The 12,768-nt window shown below is 32.4% G+C and carries 13 protein-coding genes; 7 read left to right on the top strand and 6 right to left on the bottom strand.

What is annotated here, in order from left to right; translation table 11 throughout:
* Positions 1 to 147: 147 nt before the first annotated feature.
* The 4 genes from phnE (MHI13_RS01145) to MHI13_RS01130 form a co-directional block, all read right to left on the bottom strand.
* Positions 148 to 975 carry a phosphonate ABC transporter, permease protein PhnE gene (gene phnE, locus MHI13_RS01145; RefSeq protein WP_017175496.1) on the bottom strand — a complete coding sequence of 276 codons (828 nt, stop codon included), beginning with the start codon at positions 973 to 975 and terminating at the stop codon, positions 148 to 150.
* Positions 972 to 1,772 carry a phosphonate ABC transporter, permease protein PhnE gene (gene phnE / locus MHI13_RS01140; protein ID WP_054105638.1) on the bottom strand — a complete coding sequence of 267 codons (801 nt, stop codon included), beginning with the start codon at positions 1,770 to 1,772 and terminating at the stop codon, positions 972 to 974. The genes phnE (MHI13_RS01145) and phnE (MHI13_RS01140) overlap by 4 nt, the downstream gene beginning before the upstream one ends.
* Before the next feature lies 1 nt (position 1,773).
* A complete protein-coding gene (gene phnC, locus MHI13_RS01135) occupies positions 1,774 to 2,547 on the bottom strand; it encodes a phosphonate ABC transporter ATP-binding protein (RefSeq protein ID WP_054105639.1) in 774 nt (257 codons plus the stop codon).
* A 138-nt stretch (positions 2,548 to 2,685) separates the two neighbouring features.
* On the bottom strand, positions 2,686 to 3,648 hold the full coding sequence (locus MHI13_RS01130) for a phosphate/phosphite/phosphonate ABC transporter substrate-binding protein (RefSeq protein ID WP_054105640.1): 963 nt from the start codon (positions 3,646 to 3,648) through the stop codon (positions 2,686 to 2,688).
* A 250-nt stretch (positions 3,649 to 3,898) separates the two neighbouring features.
* On the opposite strand from MHI13_RS01130, the gene MHI13_RS01125 reads away from it, so the two are divergent.
* A complete protein-coding gene (locus MHI13_RS01125; protein ID WP_070548013.1) occupies positions 3,899 to 5,536 on the top strand; it encodes a DUF4350 domain-containing protein in 1,638 nt (545 codons plus the stop codon).
* Positions 5,537 to 5,635: 99 nt separating this feature from the next.
* Positions 5,636 to 7,177 carry a bifunctional metallophosphatase/5'-nucleotidase gene (locus MHI13_RS01120; protein ID WP_070548014.1) on the top strand — a complete coding sequence of 514 codons (1,542 nt, stop codon included), beginning with the start codon at positions 5,636 to 5,638 and terminating at the stop codon, positions 7,175 to 7,177.
* A 65-nt stretch (positions 7,178 to 7,242) separates the two neighbouring features.
* On the opposite strand, the gene MHI13_RS01115 is transcribed toward MHI13_RS01120, so the two are convergent.
* Both MHI13_RS01115 and MHI13_RS01110 read right to left on the bottom strand, forming a co-directional pair.
* Positions 7,243 to 8,412 carry an MFS transporter gene (locus tag MHI13_RS01115; RefSeq protein WP_340760979.1) on the bottom strand — a complete coding sequence of 390 codons (1,170 nt, stop codon included), beginning with the start codon at positions 8,410 to 8,412 and terminating at the stop codon, positions 7,243 to 7,245.
* A 237-nt stretch (positions 8,413 to 8,649) separates the two neighbouring features.
* Positions 8,650 to 9,570, bottom strand: a complete 921-nt coding sequence (locus MHI13_RS01110) for a DMT family transporter (RefSeq protein ID WP_054105644.1) — start codon at positions 9,568 to 9,570, stop codon at positions 8,650 to 8,652.
* A 135-nt stretch (positions 9,571 to 9,705) separates the two neighbouring features.
* Here MHI13_RS01110 and MHI13_RS01105 point away from each other — a divergent pair, with 135 nt between their 5' ends.
* The 5 genes from MHI13_RS01105 to MHI13_RS01085 all read left to right on the top strand — a co-directional run bounded on the left by MHI13_RS01105 (position 9,706) and on the right by MHI13_RS01085 (position 12,748).
* A complete protein-coding gene (locus MHI13_RS01105; RefSeq protein ID WP_002449396.1) occupies positions 9,706 to 10,188 on the top strand; it encodes an RrF2 family transcriptional regulator in 483 nt (160 codons plus the stop codon).
* A 126-nt stretch (positions 10,189 to 10,314) separates the two neighbouring features.
* Positions 10,315 to 10,518 (top strand): helix-turn-helix transcriptional regulator, encoded by a 204-nt coding sequence (locus MHI13_RS01100; protein ID WP_002449521.1) that lies wholly within the window; start codon positions 10,315 to 10,317, stop codon positions 10,516 to 10,518.
* Positions 10,515 to 11,237: a DUF3169 family protein gene (locus tag MHI13_RS01095; protein WP_070548016.1), complete on the top strand. Its 723-nt coding sequence runs from the start codon at positions 10,515 to 10,517 to the stop codon at positions 11,235 to 11,237. Before MHI13_RS01100 ends, MHI13_RS01095 begins: the two co-directional genes overlap by 4 nt.
* A gap of 30 nt (positions 11,238 to 11,267) precedes the next feature.
* On the top strand, positions 11,268 to 12,113 hold the full coding sequence (locus MHI13_RS01090) for an ABC transporter ATP-binding protein (protein ID WP_070548018.1): 846 nt from the start codon (positions 11,268 to 11,270) through the stop codon (positions 12,111 to 12,113).
* The gene (locus MHI13_RS01085; RefSeq protein WP_065580968.1) at positions 12,113 to 12,748 is read left to right on the top strand and encodes an ABC-2 transporter permease; all 636 of its coding nucleotides are present in this window, start codon (positions 12,113 to 12,115) and stop codon (positions 12,746 to 12,748) included. The genes MHI13_RS01090 and MHI13_RS01085 overlap by 1 nt, the downstream gene beginning before the upstream one ends.
* Positions 12,749 to 12,768 lie beyond the last annotated feature (20 nt).

Raw genomic sequence — 12,768 nt, 5'->3', positions numbered from 1 at the left:
AAAAATATTAACTGTATTTTTCTAAGTATCTGTTACTAATACTGTAACAACATTTCTTTCATGCATTATAAAAGAGCTATTGTCCAGTTTTCTAAGTTCTGGCAATAGCTCTATTTGTTTATAAAAATGTTCAAATTATATTTTCTATTACACAATACGTTTACGAATAGCTCCCGAGATAAAGTCAACAATGGCTACCATAATCACTAAGCCGATTAAGATAATCCCTACTCGATCCCATGAACGTGTTTGAAGTGCAAAGATTAGTGGTGTACCAATACCCCCAGCACCGATTAAACCTAAAATAGATGCTGAACGTAAGTTTAATTCAAAACGATATAAAATAAGGGATAAGAATGAAGGTAAAATTTGAGGAATCACCGCAAATACAAGTGTTTTAGTTTTATTCGCACCACTTGCTTTTAAAGCCTCGGCTGAAGAGAAGTCTAAACTTTCAATATCCTCTATAAATAATTTACCTAACATCCCTACTGAATGAATACCTAATGCAAGTACCCCTGAAAATGAACCAGGACCTACTGCTTTTATAAAAATTAACGCCATAACAATTTCAGGGAATACACGAATGACACTAAGAATGAATTTAGTAATCCCTGTGACTGGTCGAACTTTTACTAAATTACGTGCACCTAAAAATGCGAATGGTATACAAATTACTGCTGCGATAAATGTACCAATAACAGCAATGGCAAACGTTTCAAGTAAACCACGAAGTAAGTCTTCTCCAGCTGGAATATAAACGTAATCCCAATCGGGGTGGAATAATCCATTAAAAATAGATTTAAGAATTTCAATTGATTTAGATTTTAATTCTAAAGCAGGCATACCTGCAAAACCCCAAACAATGATAGCTAAAACAACAATGGTAATCAGCCAATGTTTAATCATTCTTTGTTTGTGTTCCTTTGATCTCACTGGATATTTCTTTTCTAACTGATGCTGTTCTTGTGTCATGCGAGTCTTTCCCTCACTTTCGAGCTGACATAGTCAATAATGACAACAATGACTAAAGTGAACAGAATAATCATCGCTGTTTTTGGATATTGGAATAATCCTAAAGTTGAGTCGTAGAATAAACCGATACCACCAGCACCTACTAATCCAAGAACTGCTGAGGCACGAATATTAATCTCAAATGCAAATAATACATAAGATAAAAATGTAGACATTGTTTGTGGAACTACTCCAAACATAATCCATTTTGTTTTATTTGCACCTACGGCCGTCATCGCTTCCATTGGACCTGGATCAATTGTTTCAAGCGATTCATAGAACAATTTCGCAATAACACATATTGTTAAAATAAATAATGCCAATACCCCTGGAATTTGTCCGATACCAAAAACTGCAACAAAGACAGCAGCTAATAATAAATCAGGAATGGTACGTACAATATTTAAAATAAAACGTGATGGAATCGTAATCCACTTTGTTTTTACAATATTACTTGCACAGAGCAATGCAACTGGAATTGATACGATGGATCCTAAGAATGTTCCTACAATAGCCATGCGAATTGTGTCTAACATAGGTTTGGTAATGGTACTTAAGTAACTCCAATCTGGTGGAACCATTTGTCCAAAGAAAGAACCGATTTGTGGAATACCTACCATTAAGTCACTAAAGTTAAAGCCAGTGTATAAAAAACTCCACACTACGAGCGCAATCACTAAAAATAGAGTTAAACTAGTTTTGAAAGAGAATTTTTTATTTAAATATTGATCATATTTACTTGTAGTAGGTGTTGCCATATTACTCCACCCCTAGCTTCTCATCGTCATTAAGTTTACGACCATAAATTTCATTAAATACATCTTCATTCGCTTCACTTGCTGAACCATCATAAACCAGTTCTCCTGCACGTAAACCAATAATACGTGTTCCATATTCTAAAGCTAAATCAACAAAATGTAGGTTAATTAAAATGGTAATGCCTAATTCTTCATTGATTTTTTTCAAGTCATCCATAACTTGTTTAGTAGTGAGGGGGTCTAAAGATGCAACAGGCTCATCTGCTAAAATAATCGCTGGCTCTTGCGCTAAGGCGCGTGCAATTGAAATACGTTGCTGTTGACCTCCAGACAGTTCATCTGAACGTTGGTCATATTTATCCAAAATATTCACACGTTCTAACGCATCCATTGCTTTAATTTTGTCTTCTTTTGGAAATAATCCTAATACCATTTTCCAAGTTGGATGATAACCGACACGACCACTTAATACATTTCTCAACACAGTAGATCGTTTGACTAAATTAAAATGTTGGAAAATCATTCCTATATTACGACGCATCATTAATAATTCTTTACCTTTCGCTTTAGTAATCGATTTACCTTCAATTGTAATATCTCCTGAAGTAATATCATGTAGACGATTGACAGATCTTAATAAAGTAGATTTCCCCGCACCTGATAAACCTACGATAACAGCAAAGTCACCTTTTTCAATGTTTAAATTGATATCTTTTAACCCCACATGACCATTAGGATAAATCTTGCTCACATTTTTAAACTCTATCTGACTCATGTATGTTTACACCCTTCTTTTTAATACAGAGAAAGAGGTCGGGACAAGATCATAAGAAATGATATGTACATTTCTTATATGACTCAATTGCCCTAGCCTCTTCTCTTTATCACTTATTTAATTCTGTCTTTGTGAAAATTATTTCATATCTTGAACTTCTTTTTCATATTTTCTTACGATATCGAAGTCTGAGTCTTTAGCATCTGTATAGCCTTCGTGAGAGTATACTTCACTAATAATTTTATGTCCTTCTTTTGTTTTAGAGATGTCTTTAAATGCTTTTTTAAGTTTATCTTGGAAGTCTTTGTTCATATCAGGACGAACTGAAATCGTATCGTTAGGAATTGGTTTTGTTAGTTTAAGAATTTTAGTATCTTTAAATACGTTGGGTTGATCTTTTTTAACAATGTTACGTGCATCTTGGAATACAGCTGCAGCGTCAACATCGCCATTTAATAATGAAATCACAGCTTGGTCATGACCTTTCATGTTTACGATTTTCATATCTTTAGTAGCGTCAATACCAGTATCTTTTTTAATTGTTGCAATTGGGAATGTGTAACCTGCTGTTGAAGTTACATCTTGTAATGCGATTTTTTTACCTTTTAAATCTTTTAAGCTATTAATACCTGAATTTTTTTTAACTAAGATTTCTGATTTATAATCTTTTACAAGTTTTTTATTACTAGAACCATCTTCATTCACACCATAACGTTGTGCTTGTAATAATAAATCAGCTGCTTTTTGATCATGTGCTAACGTGTAAGCAGTTGGTGGTAAGAAACCAACATCTACTTTTTTAGATTTCATTGCTTCAACAATTGTATTGTAATTTGTTGATACAGAAACTTTTACTGGAATACCTAATTTCTTAGATAATAATTTTTCAAGCGGTTTTGCTTTTGCTTCAAGTGTATCTGCATTTTGTGATGGTACGAATTGTACAGTTAATTCTTTAGGTGTGTAGCCATCTTTACTTGAACTTGATCCACCATCCGAATTACTACTTTTATTATTGTCTAACGAGCTATTATTTCCACATGCTGCTGCAAAAATAATAACTGATAGCGCTAATACTAAAAGGTACTTCAATTGCTTCATAACATATTGCCCCCGTTCGCTATGTATACATTCATGTAATTTGTCAACGCATTTCATTTGACAATATTAAGAGTAGCACAATATTAACCAAAATAACATTTATTATGTGTGAATTTTTTATAGAATTGTTTTACACTGTTAAAGAATTGTAAAATTTATTTAAACATTCTCTAAATAATCTATTATCAACTTATTTTTTTATTATACTTTTTCTATAAATCATTTAAAAATATATTTGGGAGATAAAAATATGAAATGGATAAAAGTATTAAGTAGTACTATTTTAGCTTCAGCAATTACATTATCTACAACGCCAATCAGTCACGCTGCACCAAATCAAACTACCACTCAAACTGTCGCTTTTGACGCTTCACACGGCCAAACGGCAGGAGCTGCTGATTGGGTCATTGACGGTGGTTTTTCCGATTATGCTGATTCAATGCGTCAACAAGGATATACTGTGAAACAAATCGATGGAGAATCTAATATTACACCTAATACACTACGTGGTACCAATATTCTCGTTCTTCCAGAAGCCAATATTCCTTTTAAAAAGAGAGAACAACAAGCTATGCTTAATTTTGTTGAAAAAGGTGGCAATATCATCTTTATCTCTGATCATTATAATGCAGACAGAAACTTAAATCGTTTCGATTCTTCAGAAGTGATGAATGGTTATCGTCGTGGTGCATATCAAGATATCACCAAAGATTTAACAAATGAGGAAAAACATGCTAAAGCTATGCGCAATGTTAAAAGTTCAGATTGGCTTTCTGAACACTTCGGTGTACGTTTTCGTTACAACGCTTTAGGTGATTTAAACACTCAAAATATTGTATCATCTAGTGACAGCTTTGGTATTACTGAAGGTGTACATTCTGTATCAATGCATGCTGGTTCAACTCTTGTAATTACAGATCCTACAAAAGCAAAAGGTATTATTTTCTTACCAGACCATTTATCTCAAAAACAACGTTGGTCTCATGCAGTCGATCAAGGTATTTACAATGGCGGTGGTATAGCAGAAGGCCCTTATGTTGCTATCTCAAAAGTAGGCAAAGGAAAAGCAGCCTTCATTGGAGATTCATCATTAGTCGAAGATAGTACACCTAAATATGTACGTGAAGATAATGGAAGAACTAAGAAAACGTATGATGGGTTTAAAGAACAAGATAATAGTAAATTACTTGAAAATATTACAACTTGGTTTGGAAAAAAAGATCATACACCGAATTTAAAAGAAACAGGTATTAAGTTAGATCAACCTACGCCACTTCTTAATTTCGAACAACCACAACATTCAACTGAACCTGAAAAAGAACCATGGTCACAACCTCCAACTGGTTATAAATGGTACGATCGTTCAACATTTAAACTAGGTAGTTATGGCAGTACATCATCACAACTAAATAGTAATCATAAAAATCATGGTAGCCATAATGGTAATAACAAAGCGAATAGTACAAAAGACAATACGACTGAAAATAATCATTCACAAGAGGATACAAATACATCACAGTCTTCCCAAGATACAACTACTTCTAATTCAATGATATCTAGCAATAATGTTCAATTCCATTTACCAGATAATGTATCAGTAAATCAACCATTTAATATTCAAGTTGAATTAACAAACATGGCTAAAAATACAACTATTGATCATTTAAAATTAAGTGTTTATCAAGATGGTGGTAGACAGCTTGCACGTTTTTCTCAAGATGGGCAAACTTATGATACGGTAGGCTATAGTCAAGAACAAAGTGTAACCACTGATGACCAAGGTAACGCAACGTTAACTTTTACAGCTAAAACATCTGAATCTATTTCAGGTGCGAATATTCGTTTAAAACAAGGTAGTAAAACACTTGCTACAGGTTCAATTCAATAATTTATAATAGTAATACAACACATAAGAGATAATAAAGGTATGTGGCGTTCAATAAACTACTTCCCTTTTTATCTCTTTATTTATGAAAGGAAATGACCTATGACACAACTCTCTTTTTATATCGTAAGTGATATACATGGCTATATTTTTCCCACTGACTTTTCAAAAAGAAACCAAAATCTTCCTATGGGATTATTAAAAGTAAATCAACTTATCGAACAAGAACGTCAACACGATGACTATAGTTTTAAAATTGATAATGGTGATTTTTTACAAGGTTCTCCTTTATGCCATTACCTAGCAACTGAAGAACAATCAAGTCAACCTCTTACTGATATTTATAATCGACTTAATTTTGACTTTGGTACATTAGGTAATCATGAATTTAATTATGGATTACCTTATTTACAAAATACTTTAAACCATCTTCATCACCCTATCTTGTGTGCAAATATTTTTGATCACAATAACGCACCTTTGACTGGTCAAGGCGTAAATTATTTTAAACGTGGCGATATAACTATTGGCGTCATTGGATTAACAACACAATTCATTCCAAATTGGGAACAACCTGCCCATATTAAAGGATTAACGTTCAACAGTGCAGTTGAAACATTAAAATGTATTTTACCAGACGTTCGTAAAAAATCAGATGTTGTCGTTGTGTCTTATCATGGCGGTTTTGAAAGAAGTCTTGATACTGATATACCTACTGAAGAATTAACTGGAGAAAATGAAGGATCTGATATACTAGAACGTTTCCATAAAGATATTGACGTGCTTATAACAGGACACCAACATCGTGATATTGCAATGATAAAAAATGACACCGCCATTATCCAACCAGGTACACGAGGTACAGAATTTGGTAAGGTGACATTAACATTAGATTATGAACATCGAATTACAGATAAACAGAGCACTCTTGTATCTGTGCCTTCTCATCTTTCATTAACATTATCTAACAACGATCATTCACTTTTAAATGAACTTGAAGATTGGCTTGATACGGACATTACAACATTATCAGAACCAATGCTAGTCACTCATCAGTTCGAAGCTCGAACACACCCTCATTCACTTATTAATCTGATAAATTATATTTTGTTAGAAAAAAGTGGTGCAGATATAGCAAGCACTGCGCTATTTGATTCAGCTAAAGGCTTTAATCAACAAGTCACAATGCGAGATATCATTAATAACTATCCTTTTCCTAATACATTCCAAGTTTTAGAACTTAATGGCAAAGGAATTAAAGCCGCTTTAGAAAAATCAGCAAGTTATTTTAGTGTAAATGACAATAATGAAATCACAGTCAGTGACACATTTTCATCTCCAAAACCTCAACATTTTAATTATGATATGTATGGAGGAATCTCTTATACCATTCATGCTGGTGCACCTGTAGGACAACGTGTTTCAGATATTAAAGTCGGCGCTTCACCTTTAGAAGACACAAAAACGTATACCATATGTGTGAACAACTATCGTGCAGTTGGAGGCGGAGATTATAAAATGTTTGCAGAAGCGCCAGTCGTTAAAGATATTCAAGAGGAAGGCGCACAAGTATTAATTGATTATATGACGCAACACGATTTATCTCATATTCCTCAAGTTGTCAATTTTAAGGTAATTATTTAACATTCATTTTACATTTTGTAAAAAAGCGTTCTAAATTGAATTCACTCAATTTAGAACGCTTTTGATTAATGATCAAATGTAACATACTTTTTTTCATAAAAATGATTAATTGTATTAATTATAATTCCTAAGATAATGATCCCGCCTGATACAAATGTAATCGTAAGATATGGGAATCCCATTGATAATAGTATTGATCCCACAATGGCACCTAAAAAGTTTGCAATATTAAAGACTGAAGCTGCAAGTGTACTTGCAAGTAACGGTGCCTCATGTGCACTTAAAATCACTTTACTATTTAATAGAGGCGTTGTACCGAAAGTGCCGAAACCAAATAAGAAACAAATAATAATGGCTAAAATCGCACTATGTACTGCTGTTACAAATAAAACAATCGTTATAAACAATAACACAAAGGTATAGAACAAGTACTGTGTAAGTTTATGTTCTGGTACATTACCTGTAAGCAAGTTACCAAACACACCGCCAAGGCCAAACATAAATAAACATACAGTTAAACCAACAATTCCAAATGGTGCATATTTATGAATCATTGGTTCCATAAACGTATAAGTTGTGAATACGCCTGAATAACCAAAGACAATAATTGCCATTACAATTAAGATATGTGGATTTTTAAATACTTTTAATTCTTTTTTCACACTAGCTTCTGTACTCAATACAACATGAGGTACAAACTTCATCATTCCTAACATAGTAATGACAGCTAACAAAATCATGACGCCAAAGACAAAGCGCCAATTCGCAAATCCACCTAAAAATGAACCGAATGGCACGCCAATCATCACTGCAATTGTTAATCCGGCTTGAACGAGAGCAATCGCTTGTGGTTTTTTACCACGAGGCGCAACAGCTGCCGCCACACTCATACATACGCCAAAGAAAGGCGCGTGCATAGAGGCTGACAATAATCGAGATAACAGTAATATTGGAAAATTCGATGCTAACATCCCTATTATATTACTTATAATAAAAATGGCCATCAATACTGGGAGTAAACGTTGTGCGCGCACTTTTAAAGTAAATACACGCATTAATGGACCGATTAATGCAACACTAATTGCATACACACTAATAAGTAAACCTGCACTCGAAATAGATACTTTCATATCTCCTGCAATTTGAGTCAATAATCCTGTAACAACATATTCTGCCATTCCAACTGTAAATGTACCTAACATAAATATGAAGAACATCATTCTGTTATCTTTCATTATTGTTTCCTTCTTTTTCTCTCTAAAAATCATATGAAAGATATACTACACAAAATTACATTCTCTGTGAAGAGGTTTTTTTAATTTTTTTATTTCTCAAACATATAGTAATGACAAGTTTTCATATTTTTTCATTATGTTAAAATTAAGACAATTTTAAATGGCTTAACTAACGTTTTATGTAATCTAATTTCTATTAATATATGTATTTATATTCAATGTATTGAATATTATATTTTATAAAATATTTTCTCTCGGTTGACGATGAATTAAAATTAATGCCACCACAACGCATAAACCTCCTAAAATTAAATGAAGTGTGAAGGGCTCTCTTAATCCTATAATTGAAAATAGTGTCGAAAATAGGGGTACTAAAAATAAGAAACTACTCGCCGTAGTTGCCCCTCGTTGACTTAAGCTATAGAACCATAATCCAAACGAACCTACAGAAGCTGGAATAATAAGCCAAAAGAACCATATCCATCCCCAATGATTAAGAGAACTAAATGTATAATGTTCTTTTAAAACGAGACTCATTATAAGCATAAACATACCACCGAATAATAGTTGCCACCCTGTTAAAATCCAGGGTCCTTTATCAAATACTACCTTTTTTGTCACTATTGTATTGATTGACCAACATAATGAGCCAGCTAGTGCAAAAAGCGTTCCCCATCCAAGTAATGTTTCATCTAATCCGAGACATAATCCTACTCCAAACACACCAAGTATAAGTGAAGTAATTTTAATTTTTGTTAACCTTTCATTTAAAATAAAATGCGCTAAAAAGGCCAACCATAGCGGATTCGTAAATAATAGAATAGATGATATAGAAGATGACACGCCAAATGCCATTGCAAGATTTAATAATCCCATCGTCCCTGCTGTTTGTAAAAATCCAATAACGAATACTAATATAAATCCTTTATAACTATTCCCTTTACTTGTGGGTAGAATGCCCCTTTTTCCATTTCTCATAAATGTAAGGATTAACATCATACACCCTGCGATAACAAATCGCCATCCACCAAGAAGCATAGGTGGAACATGTTCATTCGAAATTAAATATTTACCAGTTGGAAAAGATGATCCCATAAAAATAGTCGTAAAAAGAATAGACATATAAAATGTTATTGAAGTATTTAGATGTTTTTTCATTGCTGTCGTCTCCCTATTTTCAATTAAAGATAATTGAGATATATTTTGTCTTTAAACACAATTATATATTAACTAATTTATTTTTTAAATATAATATAAAAATATTATATAATAGATTTGATAGGAGGCTTATATATGAAATTATCTACCGGTTGGGAACAAGCCATATATGTCTTATTAATTTTAAATCAACTCCCTCGTCAATCAGTAATGACATCTACCGCTTTAAGCAAGCGACTTAAAGTTTCTGATTCTTACTTAAAAAAAATAGTAAAAGCATTAGTAAAAGAAAATTTGGTATATTCAACAACTGGTAAAAATGGAGGATTTACACTTAGAAAAAAACTCAAAGATATTACTTTTTACGATGTCTTTTTAGCTATTGAAGGTCGTGGCAATATCTTCTCAAGTCAACATTTACTTACCAACTTTTTAGGAGAAAAAGAAGGACACAAAGCACAACAATGTAACATCAGTATAGCTTTAAATCATATTGAACATACATTGATTTCTACACTTTCTAATATAAATTTAGACGATATATACCAAGATATTATCAAGCTTTATAATCTTGAAGACATTACACAGTGGATAAGATTAAATAGTAAGACGCTTTAGACATCCGGATGTCTGACATCAGACAATCGTTAGTCTTACCCATAATTTACTTTAGATACTTTTTGACAAATATATTTGTCAAAATGACTATGATAATATACACTGATTGTGAGGAGATGATGATGATTGCGAAATCGATTGAAAGAATTACGAGCAAGAGAAGGTTATAATCAAACGCAACTTGCTAAAAAAGCAGGCATCTCACGTCAAACTGTATCTCTCATTGAAAGAAATGACTTTACACCTTCTATTTTAACTGCTATAAAAATAGCTCGTATTTTTAATGAACCTGTTGAATCTATCTTTATAATTGAGGAGGAAGATTTATGAAAATAGGTCGTTTTATAATCACTTTGTTAATGGGCGGACTGATTGGAGGATGTATAGCTTTATTCATTGACTACAACCATAGCTTTCACTTCTTTGGAAATTATCATTATGCTACACATTCAAATGTCATTTTAATCTCATTAATCTGTGTGGCGCTTATCCTAGTCTTAAGTATATATTTAATTATTATTCAAAAAAAAGCCGTTCATTACAAACGTTTATCCGAAACACATATTGATGAAGATGAAGCAGATTCATATGATAAGAAAGCTAATTTAGCATATATGCAAAATTCTTTTATTTATTATCTACAATTAACAATTAGCTTCATTGCTCTTTTTATCATTGTCTTAGGAAATGGAAATTCTAGTACTAGTAGTTGGGCCTTACTCCCTTTTATGACAACGATTATTTCTTCGGTAATTACAGGATTATTTTATCGTAAATTTGATTCTCGCTACCCCAAATTAGGAGAAAAAAATTATGCCGAGAAATTAATTAATATTTTAGATGAAGGAGAACGACATATTTACTTTAACTCTTTGTTCAAAACATTCTATATTAACCTATCTTTAATTATGGTTGGTGCAATATTTTTAGGTTTTTATTCGTTAGAAACTGGTCATTCCCAAACGTTAGGAATCTTTATTTTAATCATTTTGTTTATTTATAATGGATTTAGTCATTTATTAAAAACATATAAATTTTATCATTCATAGTTTTCACTTCTATAAAGAAAGGATCATTAGATGACACATTTACTTCAAGTACAGCAACTTAATAAATCGTATAAGAATTCAAATTTCGAATTAAATGATATTTCATTCACTTTAAATCCAGGAGAGGTCATTGGCTTAATTGGTAAAAATGGGTCAGGTAAATCCACACTTATTAACACATTAGTGGGTAATCGATTTAAAGATTCAGGAGAGATTTCTTTTTTTAATCAAATTATTTCCGAAAAAGATAAAAATTATAAAGAGCACGTAGGTGTAGTTTTTGATGATTTACGTGTACCGAATAAATTGACAATAACAGAGATTGATAAAGTATTTTTAAATATTTTTAAACATTGGAATAGTGATCAATTTTTCAATCTTATTCAATCATTTGAATTACCTAAAAATAATCAAATTTCTACTTTTTCTAGAGGGATGCGCATGAAAGCAGCATTAGCCATCGCCCTTTCGCATGATACTAAATTATTAATCTTAGATGAAGCGACAGCTGGTATGGATGTTTCAGGACGAGAAGAAGTGTTAGAAATTCTCGAAGATTATGTATCAAAAGGACATGGTATTTTACTTTCATCTCATATTTCTGAGGATATGGAACAACTTGCTACAACACTTATTTTTATGCGCGATGGTCATATTCTTTTACAAGAAGACAAACATATATTACTAACTGATTATGGCATTATCGAAACAGATGAAACATCCCCTTTAGACTTACCTCAAGAGGTAATCATTGCTTCACGAATACGTCATGGTCAACGTCAAACGTTAGTCAAGCAACGTCAACACTTTGAACAAGCACGCCCGCTTCAAAATATTGATGATGCTACAAAATTAATTATGCGAGGTGACAAATAATGAAAGGACTTATACTTAGTAGTTTTTATGCTTCTAAAAAACCTCTCATAACCTATTTAATTATTGGTATCGTATTAAGTATTGTGTTTGCGTTTTTTAGTCCAATGATGTGTTGTTTCATGCTAATGGTCATGTTATTATCTCCCGTATCAGATAACTTAAAACGTGAAAAAGATTCTAAATGGATGTACTATGTATCTACCCTTCCTACACATAGACATACTTATGTAAAAGCATACTTTGCTTTTTATGGTTTACTCATTTTACTTGGTTTAATGATTGGCGCCATCATTTGTCTTATCGTGACTCAAGATATTATGGTTACATTATTTTCAGCATTCATAGGTATTGGGATGGCTTGTACGTATGCATTAATGTTTCCACTCACATTTAAATTTGGTCCTGAGAATTCAAATGTCATTATGCTTACTACAGCAGTTGTTGCTGTTGCGTTATTTTTATCCATGTGGTTCTTTGCTATTATGCCAATACTCATAAAAGCAGGTTCAATGAGTAAAATCGCTTCAAACCCCCTCGTTTTAGTAGCAACTGGTAGTTATGCATTGCTTGGTGTTATTATTTTTGTCATTTCTTATTTTTCATCACTATCTATTTTTAAGAAACAAGAACTATAATCACAAACGTGTGTTCGTTT

The sequence above is a fragment of the Staphylococcus sp. FSL K6-0223 genome (assembly GCF_038008285.1).
Note: the sequence above shows the minus strand (reverse complement) of the source record. Positions and strands in the feature narration are given on the sequence as shown.

Coding starts and splice junctions, on each gene's coding strand:
- MHI13_RS01125 (WP_070548013.1), top strand. CDS start 3,899: ATGAAATGGATAAAAGTATTAAGTAGTACTATTTTAGCTTCAGCAATT.
- MHI13_RS01130 (WP_054105640.1), bottom strand. CDS start 3,648: ATGAAGCAATTGAAGTACCTTTTAGTATTAGCGCTATCAGTTATTATT.
- phnE (WP_054105638.1), bottom strand. CDS start 1,772: ATGGCAACACCTACTACAAGTAAATATGATCAATATTTAAATAAAAAA.
- MHI13_RS01085 (WP_065580968.1), top strand. CDS start 12,113: ATGAAAGGACTTATACTTAGTAGTTTTTATGCTTCTAAAAAACCTCTC.
- MHI13_RS01115 (WP_340760979.1), bottom strand. CDS start 8,412: ATGAAAGATAACAGAATGATGTTCTTCATATTTATGTTAGGTACATTT.
- MHI13_RS01090 (WP_070548018.1), top strand. CDS start 11,268: ATGACACATTTACTTCAAGTACAGCAACTTAATAAATCGTATAAGAAT.
- MHI13_RS01105 (WP_002449396.1), top strand. CDS start 9,706: ATGAAATTATCTACCGGTTGGGAACAAGCCATATATGTCTTATTAATT.
- MHI13_RS01120 (WP_070548014.1), top strand. CDS start 5,636: ATGACACAACTCTCTTTTTATATCGTAAGTGATATACATGGCTATATT.
- phnC (WP_054105639.1), bottom strand. CDS start 2,547: ATGAGTCAGATAGAGTTTAAAAATGTGAGCAAGATTTATCCTAATGGT.
- phnE (WP_017175496.1), bottom strand. CDS start 975: ATGACACAAGAACAGCATCAGTTAGAAAAGAAATATCCAGTGAGATCA.
- MHI13_RS01095 (WP_070548016.1), top strand. CDS start 10,515: ATGAAAATAGGTCGTTTTATAATCACTTTGTTAATGGGCGGACTGATT.
- MHI13_RS01110 (WP_054105644.1), bottom strand. CDS start 9,570: ATGAAAAAACATCTAAATACTTCAATAACATTTTATATGTCTATTCTT.